The organism is Spirosoma knui (assembly GCF_054780635.1).
In genome coordinates this window covers 1,006,049-1,028,874 of the sequence record NZ_BAAGVY010000001.1, presented here as the reverse complement: position 1 = coordinate 1,028,874, position 22,826 = coordinate 1,006,049, and the positions used below count along the sequence as shown (strand labels likewise).

Genomic DNA, 22,826 nt, shown 5'->3' with positions numbered 1-22,826 from the left:
TCAGCGGGAGTCGGCGGGGTAAGGCCTTATTGTCCGTAGTGCCCTACGTTCCGGTGAGCCTGCCGGAGTTTGTCGCGACTGCGTTCGAGCTGCATCTTAACGGCGCTCTCCGACAAGGTACACCGTTGGCTGATCGCCTTCACCGACAACCCCTCTTCGTATTTAAGCCGCAAAAGATTTAACTCCTCTTGGGGCAGCATCTGCAAAACCGACTCCTGAACCTGATACTGCCACTCGAACCAGTCGTTCTGGTTTCCCTCGAAGGGGTCACCCAGCGCTTCGTTGCTTAATACGTCAGAAAGCGGCTCGGTTTTAAGTCGGCTCTGTAGCCGAAGCTGATCCAGGCAGTAGTGGTAGGAGACCGAATACAGCCAGGTCGAAAAAGTCGATCGATTCTGAAACGAGTCTAGTTTATTCAGCACCCGAATAAAAATATCCTGGGTGTAGTCTTGAGCCGATAGCGTGTCGTTAGTCATCGAGAGGCAGGTCTGGTAGACCTTGCGCCTATACCGATTGTAGAGTTGTTCGAAGCTGTCGGCGGAGTTAGTCTGCTGAAAAGTACCCACCAGTTGGTGGTCGTGGGGTATATTTTTTTTCATCCGTGAGCCCGCCCAGGGAGTAAAGATTGTAGGCGATTTATTACGGGCAAAGCTCACTCGGTTTGGCTTTTTCTTATTAATCCGTTTTCGGCATTCTTTTGCTCATTTTCAGCATTTAGCCCTTTTCAGGACGTAGAAGCTCCCAAAATCATCCAAACCAGAACGATCTGGGGGTTCTCATTGAACCATACTGAAAGACGCCCGACCCGAAAGCCAGACGTCTTTGGGTATAAGAAGCCTCCCTCTTCTAGGGCTTGATCACCTTCACACTCCGGCGTTGACCGACTCCACCACTACCCGAGCCACTGATCACCTCCAGCACATACGTACCACCAGGCTGACCCGCCAGCTCCCAGTCCAGTTCCTCGGCCGGACCCGCTACTGACCAGATCTGCTGACGGACCAGACGACCCCGCAGGTCGACCAAGCTCACCGCCAACGAACGACCCTCAGCTCCCCGTACCACCGCCCGGAGCCGATCTCCAGCGATCGGGTTAGGGGCCAGTTCCACCGCCAAAGCGAATTCGGGCTCAGCAGCGGCCACTTCCCGGGCCCGGCAACTGGCGTCTACCACCAGCCGGTACGGACCGTAGACCACTACGCTGCCTGCCCCATCCGTCACCTTCAGGTAGAAGTCACCCTGGGTATTGGTCTGGGCGTTGATGATGGTCAGACTGCTGGTCGCCGTACCCCGGAAGAGTTGGGGCGTCTCCATGATCTTAGGTGTACTCAGACTGTTCTTGTACCACTCGTACTTGACCGGATTGCCACTCACCGCTACACTGATCACCGCTGTACCACCCCGGCATACAGTCGGGCTGCTCACACCGCTCGTCACGGTGGTCGTGGCGGTAGCCGAACAGCCTGCGCTGGTGGTAGCCGTCACCGAGTAGACACCGACTGCACTCACCTGAGCCGTGTTGCTGGAAGGTCCACCGGGCTGGCTGGCCCCGGAGCTAAATACGTAACTGGCAAAGCCTGTTGAGGCTGTCAGCGTCACGCTGGTGTTGGTGGATGAAAGCGGTCCGCTGTTGGTCAGGCTCAGACTGGGAGCCACACTCACTGTTACGTTGGTAGTCGACCCGGCGACTTGCCCATTACTGCTGACCAGCAGGCTGAAGCTCTGCCCTCCCGTGACTGTAGCCGTCACGACCCGGCTGAAGAGAGCCCCACTGGACGTACCCGTCAGCGGGCTACTGCCGTTGGTGAGGGTATAGCTGTAGTTACCCGTTACGTTACTCACTGTGGCGGTGAAGGTAACTGGACTACCCACGCACACCGTACCTGGACTGGCCCCAAAACCCGCCAGGAAAGGCGCGCTACTGTTGATCGCCAGGGTATACGTAGCGCTCACCCCCGAATAGCTGTTGGCATCCGTGGCCCGCACCGTGATGGAAAAACTGCCCGCCTGAGTAGGCGTACCACTCAACACCCCCGCAGCCGACAAGCTCAGGCCCGCCGGCAAGGTGCCACTAGCCAGGCTAAAGCTGTAAGGGTCTGTACCGCCCGATACGGTGAAGCTCGCACTGAACGGGCTGCTTTGATTGGCGGTAGTAACTGTGGGATTCGTAACGACGAGACCAGCAGGAGCCTGATACTCATAGGCTCCCATATCGATCGTGCCGCCAAACACGCGTGCGTTGCCCGCCAGATCGGTGGCTGGCCCATTGACGGACGCATAAGCCGTGTTACTGCCCGCATTAATGGCCGGACTACTGCTGTTGAGCTGGGTGGATGTGGTACTGACGAATGGAGAAATCGTAGTCAGTATATTGCCTGCACCCGCCAGCGTCACATCAGACAATGTATAGGTAGCGGTCAGCCCACCGACCACAATGGGCTGTTGGTTAAGAGCCCCGTTGTTGAAGATCACACTGTTTGTGAGCGTGACATTACCCGACGTATAAATCGCATTCCCATAACCAGCGATGTTGTTCTGGAAGGAGCAGTTCGTGATCGTAAACGAATGCCCGCCCTGATAGGTGTATAGTGCCCCGCCATTATTATTCGACCGGTTGCCGATAAACGAGCAATTGGTTAGATCGAGCGTAGTAGTTCCCCCATTTTCATTGGCTATTCCTCCGCCGAATAAATTAAAATTGTTTATAAACAAACTATTGCTGATCCGTACATTAGTTGTACCTCCATTATAAACACTATTGAGTATGCCCCCTCCATAATAGTTCAGTCCTGTATTATTTTGGAATACGCAGTTTGTCAATACAGGACTACTGTTTCCGCCGTCGGCCGCGTTATTACACATACCGGCACCACCATTTGCCGCATTCTCTAAAAACAGGCAGTTCTGAAAAGTGGGGCTGCATAGCTGCCCACTACCGTTACCCCTGTTTTGCACACCACCTCCAACGGTGTTCGAACCGTATCCTCTGGTAATTACGAAGCCATCCAGCAACGCCGATTGAGTCAGTCCCGGTGGGTTGTCAATAACGTGCAGGCTGTTATCTTCAATAGACGTAAGGTCACCGATCTCTCCGCTCAGAATGCTGCGGCTGGGTTGGCCAGTGACAGGGTTAACGGCTGGTCGTTGACTCACGCTGCTTTCGTTACCCACAAAGCCGCCGTAGATAGCTACCCCGTTCTTCATTCTAAAGCTCACAGTCCGGTCCGTGTTGGCGTTACCACCGGGTTTATACGTACCAGCCGCTACCCACACCTGGGTTACCGCCGGCAGGTTGATCATGGCCTGCAAGTCGCCACTGGCATTGGCCCAACTGTCTCCACTGCCCGTACCGGTGGCCACCGGTTTAACATAGCGGGTAAGTGCAATGAATTCCCGAATATTGAGTGTATACGTAGCGCCCACCCCTGAGCAGCCCAGCGCATCGGTGGCCCGCACTGTAACAGAGAAGCTACCCGTCTGGGTAGGCGTATCATTCACTTCCCCCGTAGCCGACAAGCTCAGGTTCGCGGGCAAGGTGCCACTGGCCAGCCTAAAGCTGTACGGGCTTACACCGCCCGATGCGGTGAAGCTCGCGCTGAACGGAACGCCCTGATTGGCGGTGGTAACCGTGGGATTCGTAACGATTAAATCGGGGTTGGGAGCCGCCTGAAACTCATAGGCACCCATGTCGATCGTGCCGCCAAACACGCGTGTATTGCCAGCCAGATCGGTGGCCGGCCCATTGACGGACGTATAGGCCATATTGCTGCCCGCATTGATGGCCGGCGTACAACCATTGAGTTGGGTGGAGGTCGTAGACGTAAAAGGCGAAATGGCTGTAGTCAGGTTGTTGCCCCCATCGGTAAAGCCGGTTTCTAAATTCTCAATCAGGCAGTAGCGTAGCGTCACTGTCCTATTGTCAATAGTAGCAAAGGTGTTATCTCCTCCATTGCCAAACAGCACACAGTTGGTCAGGCTGGCACTGTTGGTGCCGTTAAAGCCGTTGTTTATCACCCCACCATTGGGGGCAGTATTGCCCTGGAATGAGCAGTTGGTCAGGCTGGGATTGCTGTTGAAGCTGTTGGCCATCGCCCCACCACCATTGGTAGCAGTATTGCTTTGAAAGGAGCAGTTGGTCAGGCTGGGACTGCTGCTACTATTGTTTATCGCTCCGCCAGTACTGGTGGCGGTATTGCCCTGGAAGGAGCAGTTGGCCAGAACAGGATTGCTCCCATCATTGTGCATCGCCCCGCCCTCGCGGTTAGCTGTATTACTCTGGAAGGAGCAGTTGGTCAGACGGGGATTGGCGCTGTAATTGTACATCGCCCCTCCGGATAGACTAGCAGAATTGCCCTGGATGATACAGTTGCGTATGGTTGGGCTGGTCAACACGTTAATTATACCCCCACCCGCCACATCATTACCCTCCCCATTGGCATTGCCGCCCCTGATGACGAAACCATCCAGCACCGCCGTGTTGTCGATGTTCGTCTGATCGTTGTTAACCACGTGGTAACTGTTGTCAGTGGTATTGTTAAGCGTTCCGATATCTCCGCTCAGCACGGTCGTAAAACTGGTAGGGTTGCGTTGAGCAAAGGTAGGAGTACCCGTGGCCGCAAAGCCCCCGTAGATGGTCACTCCGTTCTTCATCCTAAAGCTGATGGTACGGTCGGTGTTGGCATTTCCCCCCGGCTTATAGGTACCAGCCGCCACCCACACCTCCTGTACACCACTGATGTTGATCATGGCCTGTAAGTCGCCACTGGCATTAGCCCAGGTAGTCCCAGTACCCGAGGCCCCCGGTTTGACGTAACGAATGGTCTGAGCCTGGGTCGTCAGGCTGAGCGTGAGCAAGGCGATGACCAGCATCCATAATCGCAGGCCGCTAGTACGTTGTGGGAAAAGTAAAGAGAAACTCATAAACGAGATTGATAAAAGTCGACGCAGTGATACGTAGTGACAGTCGAATACTGCGCCTGATTAGTTGAACAGGAAGAACGTAAGGAGGGATAAAGCGGAAAGCCGTTAGCGTTTGGTGAACCCGTCAAGCGCAATATCTTGACTGCCATCGGCATTGGTCCGTATGCTGTAGCGGGTGGGGTAGTAACCCGGCGTTTCGTACTGGGCCGGTAGTTTGATGGCTTTATCGAAGGTAGGATTCGTTTTGAGGTAACTCAGGGCTACCATCTGCTCCCAGAACGTAACGCGCCCGTCGTAGCTGCCATAGACAAACGTTTCGGTAAACGGACTTCCCTTAAATTCCGGGCTGGTCATATCCGACCAATGTGCTCCCATCATGGGTACACCTCCGGGCCCTTTCGCAAAATCGGAATGCAGATAAACCGAAGCGGGAACGTTATCGAACTTGGTAGCCGTGGCTGCGGTGTAAGCAGGAATGGCCATGACCTCGTTCATGGGCTGTATATAAAAGTGAAAATCGAAGTGAGGAACCGTGTAGATACCCGCTGGTTCATGACCCTGGGGATTCCAGTTGATCATGACGTGTTTAAAAGGCGTTTGGGTGGTTGCTTCGTCGGGCAGGGCCAGCATATATTCGGTCTCGGGCAATTTGGTCGGCAAATTCTCAAACGCTCCTTTGCTCACTGTAAAACCAATAGAGGCCGGGGTTCCCTGGGCGTCGGGCATGAACCAGGCTTTGGCGGTGCCATTACCCATCGATAATGATGGACCATACACCCGCTGGGGTTGCTTAGCGGTATCGGCGGTTGAGCAGGCATTGATACCAACGAACAAAAGAAGCAGGTAGACGTAGTGTTTCATGACAGAAAGGCTAAAAAAGAGTACGTGATCAACTGACAATCCGATTAAATTGACGGGGTAAAATTGTCCGATTCCAGTCAGCAGGTGTTAACTCATTTTCGGCATTCTTTTGCTCATTTTCGGCATTTTGTCTCTTTGGGGGGTATTAATTGCAAAAAGGCCCTGAAATACTCTCTTTTCAGGGCCTTTTACTAAAAAAATATTTACTATAACCGACCGGTAGTCACATCAGATTTAGACTCGCTTGTTCCCCCGCCAGCCAGGATCGATGAGGGGGATACGCCGAATTTTTCCTGAAAAACCCGCGTGAAGTACGATAGACTTTCAAACCCTACTTGATAAGCAACCTCCGAAACACCCTGCCCCTGACTTAGCCGCTGGGCCGCCTGCTCCAGGCGAACAGTACGGATGTATTCTACCGCCGTCTGCCCGGTCAGCGCTTTTAGTTTGCGCACCAGCTGACTTTGGCTCATGCTCATCTGCTGGCTGAAATTCTCCACACCAAAGTGATTGTCGGCCAATTGGCTCATCACAACCGCGTAGGCTTTGGCCAGGAAGGCTTCTTCTTTTGCGGAGTGACCAGGCTCAGTTGCCACCTGGCTCACAGCTTCAAATCTACGGCTGTAATAGTGCTGCAACCGGGCTTGTTTGAGGAGCAGGTTACGCACTCTGGATGCCAGTTCGGCCTGGTTAAACGGTTTGGTTAAGTACTCATCCGCCCCCAGATCAAAGCCTTCAATGCGGTCTTCCATCGTTGCCCGCGCCGTGAGCATCACCACCGGAATGTGGCTGGTGGTTTCCTGCTGCTTCAGCCGCCGACAGAAACCAAACCCGTCGAGCCGGGGCATCATCAGATCGCAGATGATTACGTTGGGCAGACTGGCCGTTGCTTTTTCCAGGCCATCCAGTCCATCTTCGGCTTCGATGATGCGGTAGCTCGACTCAAACACCATACGCACATAGGCCCGGATGTCCGGGTTGTCGTCGATAATGAGCATGATCAGATCCGTTGCAGGCTCTGGCTGGTCGGCATCAGTCGCCCCGACCAGGGAAGCGGCCGAAGACTCTACCGGTTCGGGCAACCCGACGTTTTCGTCGGCTGGCAGCTGCTCAAGGGGCACTAACGGTAACCGAACCGTAAAATTCGTCCCGACGCCCTCGGTGCTCGCGACGGTAATTGTTCCTCCCAGTACGTTTACCAGCTCACTTACCAGCGCCAGCCCAATGCCGGTACCTTCGTAGGCGCGACCGGCTTTTCCATCGATCCGGTAGAATCGACCAAAAATGGCCGACAGGTTCGCCGAAGCAATACCAATGCCTGTGTCGTTTACCTGAATAACCAGCTCACCGGTGCTGCCGGAGGGCGGATAGTCAATCTGCAACCGAACCTGCTGACCGCTGGGCGTAAACTTAAACGCGTTGGAGAGTAGGTTGGTAACAATCTTTTCGAGTTTGTCTCGGTCGAAGCGGGCGGGAAAATGAACAGGCTCCTGCGCAAACGTAAACTGAATCTGATGACTTTGCGCCAGCGAACTAAAGGAAGAGGCCAGCGTGCGAAAGAACGTAACCAGGTCACCAGGCTGTAGATCTACCCGGAGTTGCCCGGCTTCGAGCTTGCTCAGATCGAGCAACTGATTGATCAGGCTCAGCAACCGATTGCTGTTTCGCTCCATAAGTGTCACGACCGGCTCGGTCAACGTAACCACGTTCTCGGTCCGAAACCGTTTTTTCAACTCCGTGAGCGGCCCCAGAATCAGGGTGAGCGGGGTCCGGAATTCGTGCGAGATGTTAGTAAAGAACTGCGTTTTCAACGCATCCAGTTCAGCCAGCCGACTGGCTTCCTGCTGCTCGAACGCCACCTGCTGCTGCAATAGCCACCGTTGTTTCTGAAACCGAAACAACTGCCAGCCAATAAACGCCAGCAACCCTCCGTAGAGCAGATAGGCCCACCAGGTCTGATAGTAGGGTGGATGAATCCGAATGGTCAGGGTCGACGCTTTACTCCAGGTTTCTCCGTTTGCAGAGCCTTCTAGTTCAAACGTATAGGCACCGTCGGGCAGTTGCGCGTAGTTGGCAAAGCGGTTAGTCCCCGCTTCTACCCACTGCTGATCGATACCCACCAGCCGGTATCGGTATTGATTTTTGGCAGCATTGGTATAGTCCATCAGCGCAAACTCAAGGGTCAGCAAGTTTTGCGTATGCGCTAAATCGAGTTGCCGGGTATGTTCTATACTTTCCGGCAGGATACCACTGGAATCACCCACGGTCACCGCTTCGTTGTTGATTTTGAGCCCGATGACCTGAACCTGGGATATAGGTTCGACCGATGAAGACGCTACGTCTTTAGGCCGGAAGGCGGTCAGCCCGTTCACGCCCCCAAAAAACAGTTCACCTGATGCAGTTTTAACAAACGACCCCGTATTGAACTCGTCGTCCTGAAGGCCATCCGCTTTGGTATAATTACGAAACTTGAACGTTCGGGGATTGAGTTGCGCCAGCCCTCGGTTAGTGCTCATCCAAAGCTGCCGGAACTCATCCACCAGGATGCCGTACACCACTTTATTAGGCAGTCTCTGGGCTTCGGTAAAGTGCCGAAATTTACCCGGAGCACCGGGCCGCGTTTGTTTGTCGAGCCGTTCCAGCCCCCCTCCTTTTGTGCTGATCCAAAGGTATTTGTCCGGCTGGTCAGGGTCATCGATGGTGCTCGACACAAAATTATTACTCAGGCTTTCCCGGACGGCCACATCGTTTTTGTAAAGCGAAAAAGCCGGGGTTGTCTGTGGATGATCAACCCGGATCAGCCCAGTCTGCGTCCCTATCCAGCCCGTGCCACTTCGATCGAAATAGAGGCTATAAGTTTCTACCTCGGCGGCCTGACGGGGAAACAGGTGCTGATACGAAAATACGCTGAAGGTTTCAGTAGTCGGGTTGAAGCGAAGAAGTTTTCCATTCGTGGCACCGATCCAGAGATATCCAGCTTCGTCCTGCCGGGTTTGGTTGCCATAGTACCCAAAAACGGTACCCGCGGGCAGCGAATAGGTCTTAAGCCGTTGCCAGCTTTCCGAAAACTTTATCAGCTGATGGGTAATCGGCTGCACCTGCGTATTGATGACGGATGCCCAGAAGAATCCCTGTCGATCCTGCATCATGTACACGGCCCGGTCGGCTACCGCGTCACTTTTGCTCAGAAACGGAATCCGTCGGCTGGCCGACCGGTCCAGTCGGCCGTAGTTAAACTGATCCCGCACATACATCTGTCCTCGTCGATCCTGAAACAAATAAGAGAGCGACGTATTGGGCAGATAAGCCTGAAACTGTTTAATGCGCGGGCTAAACTTACGCAGTCCGTAACCCGCCGTACCTACCCAGATGTTGCCGGTTTTATCGATGAGCAGTTTTGTGATGCCAAATACGTTGGGCGGCATAACGGCAAATGCATTACGTGCTGACAGTTGCTCCTGGGCGTAGAGCTGAGCGGGCGACATAAGCCACAAAAATTCTGACGTTGCTACAGCCACCGTACGCTCGTTGAGTGCCTCCAGAAGTACATTGAAGTTTTTGGTGGGTGGCATCCTGATGGCTTTTCGTCTGTTTTGCAGCCAGCCAATGAGCGTATCATTGCTGAATCCAAACCAGTAGTCGGGTTGTTGCCCGTCGGGCGTTGCCTGGAATAAGGTGGCCAATGAGCCGAATCGGTTGATTGGCGTATAACGGGTTGGCTGCGGTTGCCGCCAGTTCAGCCGGTATAGCTCCCGGGCGGCACTGACTTCGGCCTGCCCATCGGCATGAAAGCGAATCCGGGTCGGGGCGCTTTCTCCGATTACGCTATTCAGCGGAAATGAGAAGCGGCTGAAACGAACCATTGACGTAGCGTCATCCTGCTGGGGAAACCCTGCTTTCAACGAACCCGACAAGGTAATCTTAACGAGTTTATTTTGTCGGGTACCTACCCAGATGTTGCCCTCGGGATCTTCTGCTAACGTAATTATTTCATAATTACCGGCATCAGGCGAAGCTGGATCACTCATGTCGATGTGATAAAACCGCTGGGTCCGCTCATCGTACAGGTTGAGTCCCCGGTTCAAGGTCCCAATCCATAACCGCCCCTGACGATCAATTAATAAGGTCGAACAGGCACTTGACGACAGACTAAATTTATTGTAAGGATTGTGCGTAAAAACCGTGAAGTTGTAGCCGTCGTAGCGATTTAATCCATCTTTGGTAGCGGCCCAGATGAATCCCTTTCTGTCTTGCTTGAGGTCATAGATCATCCCCTGCGACAGCCCATCAGAGATGGTCAGTTCCTGCCAGCCCTTAGCCGACTGGGAAGTAGGCTGCCCCATAACAAGGAAAGGCAAGAAGAGCAGTAAGTGCAAAAAGCGCATGGTTCAGCAAATTGACCTTAAAAGTACGGAAAATTGGCACGTGCCGATTTAAACATATGAGGTTAATTGCCTGAGTTCAAGTAACAGATCAGACCCATAAGCGAGATTACGTCGGCTGTCTTCGGTTAGGGGTTGCCAAAATCGTGCCCGGCTTCATTTCTCCTCTCAGCTACTGATAAATTGACTTTGCTGGCGTCGATTACAAGTAGGGTCTGCGTTCTTCAAAAAGAAATCATGATTGGGCAGTATCGATTAAGAAAAACGCCCGACTCGAAAGCCGGGCGTTTTTGGCCCTCAGGTGAGCCGACTTACTAAAGATCTAACATAAACTTTCTCTAAGGCTTGATCACCTTTACACTTCGGCGCTGAGCCGGGGTCGAGGCATCCGCTTCACGGACCACCTGCAAGAGGTACACCCCACTTGGATTCGCTTGTAGATCCCAGTCGATCACCTGCTGAGGCTGAGCCTGCTGCCAGACCTGCTGACGTACCGAATGCCCCTGTAGATCAACCAGCTCCACGTGCAGGGCGCGACCTTCCGCTCCTCGCACCACCGCCCGCAGCCGCTCCTGCTGAATCGGGTTGGGCGCTAGCTCCACCTGCAAGGCCACTTCCAGACTCGCCATTTCCCGGGCCCGGCAACTGGCGTCTACATTCAGCCGGTAGGGACCATACACCTTTACACTACCCGAACGATCCGTCACTTTGAGATAGAAGTCGCCCTGGGTGTTAGTCTGAGCGTTGATGATGGTCAGACTGCTGGTAGCCGTACCTCGAAACAGTTGCGGGCTCTCCATGATCTTGGGCGTAGTGAGGCTGTTCTTGTACCACTCGTACTTGAGGGGAGCCCCCTCCACCGCTACACTGATCACACCCGTACCTCCTCGACACAGGGTCAGGTTGCTGCCCCCGCTAACGGTGGTGGAGGCCGTCGCCGAGCAGCCGTTGCTGGTAGCAGTGACCGAGTAGACACCAGCCGTGGTGACGGTAGCCATTGCCCCACTGCCTTGCTGAGCAGCGCCCGCACTAAAGCTGTAGCTGCTGCCGCCGGTGGCGGTCAGGGTAACCGTGGCGTTGGTAGACGAGAGCGGCCCTGAGTTAGTCAGGCCAGCCAAAGGCAGGGCGTTGATAGTCACCGTTTGTTCGGCGTACACCGAACAGCCATTGGTAGTGAGGGTGTAGCGTACGGTGTGAGTGCCCACACTCAGACTGGCCGGGTTAAAGCTGGTAGCGGTCTGACCATCAATAGTGAATACCCCGCCCTCCGTAGGGGTGCCCGTCAGGGTAACGGCCTGGGCGTCCTGACAATATGAACTGGCCAGGTTAGTGATCTGGACAGACGGTAGGGCGTTGATGGTTACGGTCTGTTCCGAGTAAGCTGAACAGCCATTGGCAGTGACGGTGTAACGTACCGTATGGGTACCCACGCTTAAACTAACCGGGTTAAACAAGGTAGCACTCTGCCCATCGATGATAAACACGCCCCCTTCGGTGGGTGTACCCGTCAGGGTAACAGCTTGAGCATCCTGGCAGTAAGTACTGGCCAGGCTCGTGATGGCTGGGGTGGGCAGGGCGTTGACGCTAACCCCTACACTTGCCGTAGTGGAGCCGCCTATGGTGACTATGGTTAAGGTGTAGCTTTGGTCCCCCCCCCCACTGGCCGTTAGGTTTTGGCTGAAGGCGGTGGTGGACGACGTGCCGGTGGTAGTGCTGGTGCCGTTAGTGAGGGTATAGCTGTAGCTGCCCGTTACGTTGCCCACCGTAGCGGTGAAGGTCAGGGGCTGACCCGCACAAACCGAACTAGGCGTGACTGACAGCTCAGTTACGGTAGCCGGTAAGGGGGGAAATTTCTGGATGCGGTAGTTATCGGTATCTGCCACGTAGACATAACCTGCTCCATCCACAACGACACCTAAAGGACTATCTAACTGATTGGCCCCAGCTCCCCCACCATTGCCCCCGGCTACAGTGATGCCCGAAGTCGCCGAAGTCGAGTTAGGCGGGAACTTCTGGATGCGGTGGTTATCTTCATCAGCGACATAGATGTTGCCCTGCTCATCCACATACATCCCATACGGATTAGCCAACTGATTGGCCCCATCACCATATCCATTGCCCCCCGCTACGGTGGAACCTGACGTAGCCGAAGTCGAGTTGGGCGGGAACTTCTGGACACGGTGGTTATCATAGTCAGACACATACAAATTGCCCGCTCCATCTACATACACGCTTGAAGGAGAAGCCAACTGATTGGCTCCACTACCTCGCCCATTGCCGCCTGCAACAGTGGAGCCCGACGTAGCCGAAGTCGAATTGGGGGGGAATTTCTGAACGCGGTTGTTACTATAGTCAGCGATGTAGACATTGCCTCCTCCATCCACATACACGTTTGTGGGATCTTTTAACTGATTAGCTTCGCTACCATACCCGTTGCCCCCCGCTATGGTGGTGCCCTCAGTGGCTCCCGGAGCCCACTTCTGGATGCGGTTGTTGTCTCCATCAGCGATATAGAGGTTGCCCCCTCCATCCACATATACCCCATACGGATAATCCAACTGGTTGGCTCCGCTTCCTTTACCATTCCCCCCCGCCACGGTGGTGCCCTGGGTGGAATTGGGAGAAAACTTCTGGATGCGGTCAAAATACCAGTTGGCTACGTACACATTCCCCTGCCCATCCAGGTCCAGGCTCCAGATGTCATATAACGGTAACGTACCGGCTACAGTGGTACCAGCCGTAGCTGAGGTGGAGTTAGGCGGAAACTTCTGGATGCGTTGGTTATCTGAATCAGCGACATAGATATTGCCCGATCCATCCACAAACACTCCTTCGGGCCAGCCTATCTGAGTGGCCATACTGCCATAGTCATTGCCCCCCGCCACGGTGGAGCCCGAAGTTGCGGATGTCGAATTGGGCGGAAACTTCTGGATACGGTGGTTACGCGTATCTGCCACATAGATATTGCCCTGCTCATCCACATGCAGGTCATCGGGCAGATCAAACTGATTGGCTCCATTACCTCGTCCATTGCCCCCTGCGACAGTGGAGCCCGAAGTCGCCGAAGTCGAGTTGGGCGGAAACTTCTGAATGCGGAAGTTATCGCTATCAGTTACATATAAATAGCCCGCTCCATCCACGAACATACCTTCGGCATGCCATAACTGATTGGCCCCACCACCGTAATCATTGCCCCCCGCTACAGTAGTGCCCTCAACGGCCCCAGGTGCCCACTTCTGGATTCGGTAGTTTCTCCAATCAGCGACATAGATATTGCCCGATCCATCCACAAACACCCTATAAGGATCATTAAACTGATTAGTCCCACTCCCTCCACCATTGCCCCCGGCAACGGTGGAGCCCGAAGTCGCCGAAGTCGAATTGGGCGGGAACTTTTGGATGCGGTCATTATCTGAATCGGCTACATAGATATTACCATCTCCGTCCACATGGACGCCTTTGGGATAAGATAACTGATTTGCCCCACCGCCAGCGCCATTACCGCCCGCAACAGTGATGCCTTGGGTGGCCCCGGGAGCCCACTTCTGGATGCGGTGGTTATATTGATCAGCGACGTAGATGTTGCCCTGCCCATCTACATACACGTCATTGGGGCCATTGAAGTAAGTGGCTGCCGAAAGAAGACCTCCGGCCACGGTAACGCCATCTGGTGTCTGCGCCTTGGTCAGGAAAGGTAAACTCACCCAGAGTAAGCCAAGCAGAGCGATGAGCCAGGGGCGGCTGATTAGCCTTGAGCCTAACATCCGGCTCAACATTCGTGCTGGCCGAATAGCGGTTTGGTGTTCAGCCTCACCCAATGTCAAACGGCCGGGTGCCGAAAAGGACCGGGCGTAGTAGAAGTCTGTGTTCATATAGTTAAGGATTCAGTTATGTGTTGATTATAAATCCTATTAAGTTGGGTCTATACAGATGGGAAAGACCAGGCAGAACAAAACAGGCATATTGTTTAGGAGGTATACCTGAAGCTCGACGTGTATAACGCCGAGCTTCAGGTTGAGTCAGGTCTTTATAGTTTGATCACCTTCACACTCCGGCGCTGAGCCGGTAGACCCTGGCCAGCTTCACTAACTACCTGTAAGAGGTACACCCCATCTCCCTGTGACTGCATATCCCAATCGATCACCTGCTCAGCCTCGGCCTGCGGCCAGCGTTGCTGACGTACTGAGTGACCTTGCAGGTCCACCAACTCTACTTGTAACAAGCGACCTTCCGCTCCTCGCACCACCGCCCGAAGCCGGTCCTGTTGGAGGGGGTTGGGGGCTAGCTCCACCTGCAAGGCCACTTCGGGCTCAACAGCCGCCCCTTCCCGAGCCCGGCAGCTGGCGTCTACCACCAGCCGGTAGGGACCGTACACCACCACTGAGTTTGAGCGGTCCGTCACCTTCAGGTAGAAGTCACCCTGGGTGTTGCTCTGGGCATTGATCAGCGTTAAGCTACTGGTGGCCGTACCCCGAAACAGCTGGGGCGTCTCCATGATCTTGGGCGTACTCAGGCTGTTCTTGTACCACTCGTACTTGACCGGACTGCCACTCACCGCGACACTAATCACCGCCGTCCCCCCCCGACACACCGTCAGGCTGCTCACGCCCCCCGTCACAGTCGTAGAGGCTGTTGATGAGCAGCCGTTGCTGGTAGCAGTGACCGAGTAAACACCCGGCGTGGTGACGGTAGCCATTGCCCCACCGCCTTGTTGAGCAGCACCCGCACTAAAGCTGTAGCTACTGCCGCCGGTGGCGGTGAGGGTAACCGTGGTGTTCGTGGCCGAAAGAGGTCCCGTGTTAGTCAGACCAGCGCTAGGCACGGTCTCAATGGTTACTGTTTGCTCACTATAAGCCGAACAGCCATCGGCTGTCACGGTGTAGCGTACCGTGTGAGTGCCTACACTCAGACTGGTGGGGTTAAAGCTGGTAGCGGTCGTGCCATCAACAGTGAAGACGCCCCCTTCGACTGGCGTACCCGTCAACGTAACGGCACTAGCGTCTTTACAGAAGCTGCTAGCCAGATTAGTGATAGCCGGGACAGGTAGTGCCTTGATTTCCACACTCTGCTCACTGTAAGCTGAACAGCCATTCGTAGTGACGGTGTAACGGATCGTGTGGTTACCCACCGTCAGATTGGCGGGGTTGAGCTGGCTAGTATTTTGACCGTCGATAGTGAACACGCCCCCTTCAGTGGGTGTACCCGTCAGGGTAACAGCTTGAGCATCTTTACAAAAAGAGCTAGCTAAGTTCGTGATGGCCGGAGCAGGCAGGGCGTTGATTTCCACGCTCTGCTCACTGTAAGCTGAACAACCGTTAGTGGTCACTGTGTAGCGGACCGTGTGTGTACCAACACTCAGACTGGTTGGGCTGAATAAGGTAGCTGACTGACCATCAACGGTGAATACCCCTCCTTCCGGGGGTGTACCAGTTAAGGTGACCGCCGAAGCGTTCTTACAGAACGAGCTAGCCAGGTTAGTGATCTGAGCAGTTGGCAGGGCGTTGATGGTTACGGTCTGCTCGGTGGAGCCACTGCACCCATTGGTGGTGACCGTGTAGCGTACGGTGTGAGTGCCTACACTCAGACTGGTGGGGTTAAAGCTGGTAGCGGTCGTGCCATCAACAGTGAAGACGCCCCCTTCGACTGGCGTGCCCGTCAACGTAACGGCACTGGCGTCTTTACAGAAGCTGCTGGCCAGGTTGGTGATGGCCGGAGCAGGCAGGGCGTTGACAGTAACCCCTACGCTTGCCGTAGTGGAGCCACCCGTAGTCCCAATCGTCAGGGTGTAGGTTTGTGCTCCCTGCCCACTGGCCGTTAGGTTTTGGCTGAAGGCGGTGGTGGACGACGTGCCGGTGGTAGTGCTGGTGCCGTTAGTGAGTGTATAGCTGTAGCTGCCCGTTACGTTGCCCACACTAGCGGTGAAGGTCAGGGGCTGACCCGCACAAACCGGATTGGGGGTGACTGCTAGCTCAGTTACGGTAGCCGGTAAGGGCGGAAACTTCTGGATGCGGTAGTTTCTCGAATCAGCGACATAGACATAGCCCTGCCCATCCACAACGACGCCTGAAGGAGATTTAAACTGATTGGCTCCGCTACCGTAGCCATTACCGCCCGCTACAGTGATGCCTTGGGTGGCGCCGGGGGCCCACTTCTGGATGCGGTCGTTGCCTGCATCAGCCACATACACATTGCCCGCTCCATCCACATACACGCCACTGGGAGTGGCTAATTGACTTGCCCCACTCCCATAGTCATTGCCTCCTGCTACGGTGGTACCACTGGTAGCTGAAGTGGAGCTAGGGGGGAACTTCTGGATGCGGGCGTTACCATAATCCGCCACGTAGATGTTGCCCGCCCCATCCACAAACACCCCATAGGGACTCGTGAACTGATTAGCCCCGCTACCTTGGCCATTGCCTCCCGCAACGGTGATGCCCTCGGTAGCCGAAGTGGAGTTGGGGGGGAACTTCTGGATGCGATGGTTACGCCTATCAGCCACATAGATATAACCCTGCCCATCCACAAACACGTCACGGGGAAAATCCAACTGAGTGCCCCCTCTACCTTGGCCATTACCTCCCGCTACGGTGATACCCTCGGTAGCCAAAGTGGAGTTGGGGGGGAACTTCTGGATGCGATGGTTTCTCGAATCAGCGACATAGACATAACCCTGCCCATCCACAAACACCCCCTGAGGATTATTTAACTGAGTAGCCCCACTCCCATTGTAGCTGTTGTCTCCGGCTACATTGATGCCCTGAGTGGCACCGGGAGCCCACTTCTGGATGCGGTAGTAATACGAATCAGCCACATAGATGCTACCCCCACCATCCACAAACAAGTCCTCGGGATATGTCCACAAAGTACCCGCTACAGTAGTGCCCTGGGTAGCTCCGGGAGCCCACTTCTGGATGCGGCTGTTGACGGCGTCGGCCACATAGATATTGCCCGCCCCATCCACAAACAAGCCCTCGGGAAAATCGAACTGATTGGCCCCACCCCCTTCACCATTGCCTCCCGCTACGGTGGTACCAGCCGTAGCTGACGTGGAGTTAGGGGGGAACATCTGGATGCGGTCGTTGCCTGAATCGGCCACATAGATGGTGCCTTGCCCATCCACCCACACGCCATAGGGGCGATCTAACTGAATATCCTCACTACCATTGCCATTGCCCCCCGCTACGGTGGTACCACTGGTAGCCGAAGTGGAGTTAGGGGAAAACTTCTGGATGCGGGTGTTATCTGTATCAGCGACATAGATATTCCCCGCTCCATCCACATACACCCCTGAAGGATCCTCCAACTGATTATCCCCGCTACCTGCTCCATTGCCTCCCGCTACGGTGGTGCCAGCCGTAGCTGACGTGGAGTTAGGGGGAAACTTCTGGATGCGGTGGTTATCTGCATCAGACACATACAAATTGTCCGTCCCATCCACATATATGCCAAGGGGACGATTTAACTGATTGGCTCCGCTACCTGCTCCATTACCCCCCGCTACAGTGGTACCACTAGTGGCCGAAGTAGAATTTGGGGGGAACTTCTGGATGCGGTTGTTATACCGATCAACTACATAGGTGTTGCCTGCTCCGTCCACAAAAACGCCATGCGGATAAGACAATTGATTAGCTCCGCTCCCTTCACCATTGCCTCCCGCTACAGTGATACCCTGGGTGGCACCCGGTTCCCACTTCTGGATGCGGTGGTTACTTTCATCAGATACATATACATTGCCCAGCCCATCCACATATACGCCACTGGCATAATCAAACTGAGTAGCCGCTGAAGGCAGGCCTCCGGCCACGGTAACGCCATCCGGTGTCTGCGCCTTTGTCAGTAAGGGCAAGCCCAGCCAGAATAGGCCAAACAGGGCCATGAGCCAGGGGCGGCTCATTAGCTTTGAGCCTAACATCCGGCTCAGCATTCGCGCTGGCCGAAGAGTGGTTTGGTGTTCAGCCTCGCCCGAAAGGCGGTCGGCTGTCAAACGGCCGGGTGCTGAAAAGGGCCGGGCGTAGTAGAAGTCTGAGTTCATACAGTTAGGAATCCGGTTATGTGTTAATTAGAAAAACTAGTGAGCGGAAAAAGTAAGCAGCGTAAGAAGACAGGCGTAAATACGCACCAGGCGGCAATCACCTCGCGATCTTACCCAAACAGGCGCAGTAGTTAATCCAAGAATGCCATTTGTTCGTATACACCCCTGGGTAAGTTGTCTTTATCAAAATATGAATCTTATAAGTCATTGATTTCTAACTAATGAAAACATATTCAATGCAACCCGCCAAAGGTCTCGTTCTTTACCCAGAAGGACTGTTAATTCCGTCTCAAATCCTGTTAATCCTGTCTCAACAACTAGCCGGGAGGTTCAAAACATCGTTTTTTTCAGTACACCTTCTGCCGAATAACGTCTTCGCCTACTGTAAGAAATTATTGGGTTGATTACCCGTCTGAACTGTCGTGAGCGGCTAAAGCCGGTTCACTTTTTGCTACCGTTCCGTTACTCAACAAAACCCTCAGACCTGGCATGGGCCTGCATTACCTGACACGACTCACGCTCGTACTCCTGCTAAGCGGCTGCTTCAGCCTTATCGGCAACGCTTCCCTGGCCCAGTCGTCTGCCTTACCCCGGCCCAGGGTGATAAACGATCGGCAAGGGTTGCCCCAGGCGTATATCACCGGCATTGTGCAGGACCGACAAGGCTTTATCTGGGTCGCTTCCCGCGACGGGCTTTGCCGATATGATGGCCGCACCTTTCGGATTTTCAGGCCGTCGCCTACGGGAAAACCATCGCTTTCTTATCCGGGCTTAATCCGACTCATGCTGGACCATCGAGGTATGATCTGGATCGTGAGTGAACGAGGGGATCTGGATCGATTCGACCCACGGACCGAAACGTTTACCAATGTCTCACAATTACCTGCCTATAAGAACGTATTCAAGCAGCCGGGGACTGTCTGGCGGGATCGTCGGGATCGACTCTGGATTGCGTTCGTTGACCAGGGCGTAGGCCTCTATGATATCCAGACGGGACGGTGCCAGCTTTTTCGTCATCAGAAAGATCAACACCATACGTTGCCCGACGATGCAGGAATCGGTATTACGGAAGACAACCAGGGTCGCTGCTGGGTCGCCACTCGGTCAGGGCTTTCCTATTTTGATGACGTACAGAAGCGCTTCATGACGCCCACCTTTCCGGTGCCTCATGACAGTTTAAACGGTCTCTATCGAACGCCGGATGGCCAGTTTCTGATTGGAACCAGCCAGCATTTGGTCCGGCTTAATCCACTCACTGGTCAAACGCAACCGTATCCCCTGCCCCGCTTGAAGCATATATGGAATCAAATGCAGTTCGCGACTGATAGCAAAGGGATAATCTATTTTCTGCGAGAAGGCTTATTGTACCGATACACCCATCAGCAGGGACTTCAGTTGCTGAGTTCTCCTAGCACGATCTCGCCTATGGAACATGGCCGAAGTTTGTGGGTGGATCGCTCCGATGTGCTTTGGGTAGGAACGAATGGGGCTGGTATACAGACGTATGATCTGGCTGTAAATCCTTTTCAAACAGCGCCTTATCAGGTGTCTTTTCACGTCGATTTGCTTCGGCACTGGTTAGGCGTTCGGCAACCCCTGGCGTCTTCCTTTGTCGCCAATACGAATGGGTACGACTTTCGGTATACCGTCGATCAACAGCACGGGCTTTGGTTTAACGTAGCACGGCCCCCCATTCAACGGCTGGATTTGGTCAGTGGTCGGGTTACGGCCGTACCCATGCCCGCGTCAGCACAGGGAGCCACTCCGTATCCAATGGCCACCGACCCAGCCGGGCAGGTGTGGGTAGCCCATGATTCGCTCGCCTGGCAGTACCAACCAGCAACCAAACAATGGATTCCGTTTGTCCATAAACTCCGCCTTCCGCAGGTGCCCCTACAATTGGTCGTCGATGACCAGGCGCTGTGGATGGCTGTTTTAGGCAAAGGCTTGTTCCGGATTGACCGACGAACGGGCGTCCATCGGCCGTTTACCCACGTAGCTACGGATCCAACCTCCATTAGTAGCAATACTATTTTTTGTTTATCTGCCGACCCGACCGACCCGAATCGCCTGTGGATCGGCACGTTTGGCGGGGGGCTATGCGCCTTTGACAAACGCACCGGCCAGTGCCAACGGATCACCGAAGCCGACGGACTCCCCAACAACGTAATCTACTCCGTTATTCCGGACGGGCAGGGGTACCTCTGGATGGGAACCAACAAGGGTCTGGTACGTATGCATCGCAAAACCCATCAAATGCACACCTACACCCGGGAGGATGGGCTGCTGGCCGAGGAGTTTAACCGCTTTCATTTTTTGTACGTACCCGCCCGAGGCCCCGCTGCCGAACAGATTGTTATGGGTGGGCTAGAAGGCATCACGGCTTTTTCACCCCGCCAGGTTCGGGATGATCGCTTTGCGCCGGCCGTCGAAGTCACCCAGATTCAGGTGAACAACCAGCCCTTATCGCTGAGCAGTCCTGCGGATACAGCCGCTACGCCTTTCCTGCCGGTGCAGGTATTACGTGAATTAACGCTGCCCCATGATCAGAATTATCTGACTGTGCAATTTGCGGTAGCCCAGTACAACAAACCCGAAAAGAACCGGTTCCGCTATCAGCTGGAAGGGCTTACTGACCAATGGGTCGAGTCGAACCAGCCCCAGGCCATTTACACGAATCTAAGTCCCGGTCACTACGTCCTGAAGCTGAATGCTTCTAATACCTCAGGCCAGTGGAGTTCCCATGTCCGCACCCTGTCCGTGATTATAAAACCACCTTATTGGGCAACCTGGTGGGCGTATGGGCTGTATGGGCTCGTTATTTTTGGCGTTTTCTACGGTGTGTTCCGTTCGTACATCAGCCGACTACGCTTACAGCAGGAACTTACGCTTCAGCAGCAAAATCTGGCTTTTCAGGAACGGGAGACCCAACAGTTGCGGGTGGTGGATGAGATGAAGACTCGTTTCTTCTCGAACGTAACGCACGAGTTCAGAACGCCATTAACCTTGATTTTGGGACCCGCTCAGCAGTTAAAACAAAAATACGCGGACTCCGACGACGGGCGTAAACTAGGGGTCATTGAACGTAACGCTTATCAGCTCCTGGAACTCATTAACCAACTGCTCGATCTGTCGAAATTAGAAGCGAACGCCATGCCAGTTCAGCAGTCGGTTGGCAACGTGGGCGAGTTTGTCGAAACGATAGTAAGGTCGTTTGGAGAGCAGGCGGAACAGTTGCGGATAACGGTTCGCTATGAGTCGCAGCTCACCGGTGATTTTTTATTCGACCAGGCGAAACTGGAACGGATCGTTTACAATCTGGTGTCCAACGCCATCAAATTTAGCCGGGCCGGCGATCGGGTAATCGTTACGGTACAGGAAGCCACGGACGGTTTCGTCCAGCTCAAAGTGACCGACACGGGCATCGGCATAGCCCCAAAGCAGTTACCCTTAATTTTCGATCGTTTCTATCAGGCTGACGACTCCCCAACCCGTTCGCAGGAAGGCACCGGCATTGGGCTGGCCCTGGTCAAAGAACTTGTGGAGGTGCAGGGCGGTACGGTTGAGGTTCAAAGTGAACCAGGGGTCGGTACGACTTTTACGGTTCGGTTTCCGTGTCAATCCGCCTTTCACGAGCCGATAGTCCTTACCGCACTGGCCGATACGCAGGAAAGTTCGCTACTGCATGCATCGCCCCCATCGACTGGAACACCCCTCATCCTGCTGGTGGAAGATAATGACGATCTGGCCGAATTCATTAGTCAGAGTTTACCGGCCTCCTACCGGGTGGAGCGGGCGAGCGACGGGGCGCAGGGATTTCAGCGAGCGACCGAACACATGCCTGACCTGGTGCTCAGTGACGTACTGATGCCGGTGATGGATGGGTATACACTCTGCGAAAAGCTGAAAACCGACCCGCGTACCAGTCACATACCGGTGGTGCTGCTGACGGCAAAAAGTACACTATCCAGCCGGGTGAACGGGTTAAAGCTGGGCGCCGATGATTACATCACCAAGCCCTTCCACGTAGACGAGCTTCGGCTGCGAATCCAGAATTTGCTGGAAAACCGGCGACGGCTGCGCGAGTGGGTGGGGCAAAGTCTGGCGGAGCCAGATACCGTTCTCTCCGACGCTGAGCTAGCTCAGTCAGATCCGTTCCTGACCCAGTTTTATACCATTCTGAACGAACACCTCGATGATTCTGCTTTTGGAATCAATGAGTTGGTCCGTGAAATGGGGATGAGCCGGGCAAGTCTGTACCGTAAACTGGAAGCCGTATCGGGCTTGTCGGCCAATGAATTAATTCAGAATTACCGATTGAAGCGGTCAGCCGAATACTTGCGACAGGGCCAGCCCATCACCGCTACGGCTTATCTGGTCGGCTTTTCGAGCCCCTCCTATTTTTCCCAATGTTTTCGTAAGCTTTACCAGCTTACCCCTTCTGAATTCATTAGCCAGCATCATCCAATAACGTAACGCGAAGCTAGGCCGGATTCATGGCTTTTTTGAAGCTATACGCATTCACTAGCTTCAGCAACTGACCAACCCCATTGCTGCTTCAAGGCCGGAATTGCTTCCTTCACCAACCAGGTTGACGGTCTGACGGACGATCCTGCTGGGTTGGTCGCCTG

7 protein-coding genes are annotated in these 22,826 nt (G+C 54.4%); 1 reads left to right on the top strand and 6 read right to left on the bottom strand.

Features of this window, described 5'->3' with window-relative positions; genetic code table 11:
• Positions 1-26: 26 nt before the first annotated feature.
• From ACYVIY_RS04115 to ACYVIY_RS04090, 6 genes are all read right to left on the bottom strand, one after another.
• Positions 27-599, bottom strand: a complete 573-nt coding sequence (locus tag ACYVIY_RS04115; RefSeq protein ID WP_460975004.1) for an RNA polymerase sigma factor — start codon at positions 597-599, stop codon at positions 27-29.
• A gap of 247 nt (positions 600-846) precedes the next feature.
• A complete protein-coding gene (locus ACYVIY_RS04110) occupies positions 847-4,920 on the bottom strand; it encodes a choice-of-anchor Q domain-containing protein (RefSeq protein ID WP_460975003.1) in 4,074 nt (1,357 codons plus the stop codon).
• A 105-nt stretch (positions 4,921-5,025) separates the two neighbouring features.
• Positions 5,026-5,781 (bottom strand): DUF5602 domain-containing protein, encoded by a 756-nt coding sequence (locus ACYVIY_RS04105; RefSeq protein ID WP_460975002.1) that lies wholly within the window; start codon positions 5,779-5,781, stop codon positions 5,026-5,028.
• Between the two features lie 206 nt (positions 5,782-5,987).
• Entirely contained in the window at positions 5,988-10,166 is a 4,179-nt protein-coding gene (locus ACYVIY_RS04100; protein WP_460975001.1) for a hybrid sensor histidine kinase/response regulator transcription factor, read from the bottom strand.
• A 335-nt stretch (positions 10,167-10,501) separates the two neighbouring features.
• On the bottom strand, positions 10,502-14,035 hold the full coding sequence (locus ACYVIY_RS04095) for an SMP-30/gluconolactonase/LRE family protein (protein ID WP_460975000.1): 3,534 nt from the start codon (positions 14,033-14,035) through the stop codon (positions 10,502-10,504).
• Between the two features lie 155 nt (positions 14,036-14,190).
• Positions 14,191-18,195, bottom strand: coding sequence for a hypothetical protein (locus ACYVIY_RS04090; RefSeq protein ID WP_460974999.1), 4,005 nt, complete (start codon positions 18,193-18,195; stop codon positions 14,191-14,193).
• Between the two features lie 489 nt (positions 18,196-18,684).
• On the opposite strand from ACYVIY_RS04090, the gene ACYVIY_RS04085 reads away from it, so the two are divergent.
• Entirely contained in the window at positions 18,685-22,671 is a 3,987-nt protein-coding gene (locus ACYVIY_RS04085) for a hybrid sensor histidine kinase/response regulator transcription factor (RefSeq protein ID WP_460974998.1), read from the top strand.
• Positions 22,672-22,826: the final 155 nt, after the last annotated feature.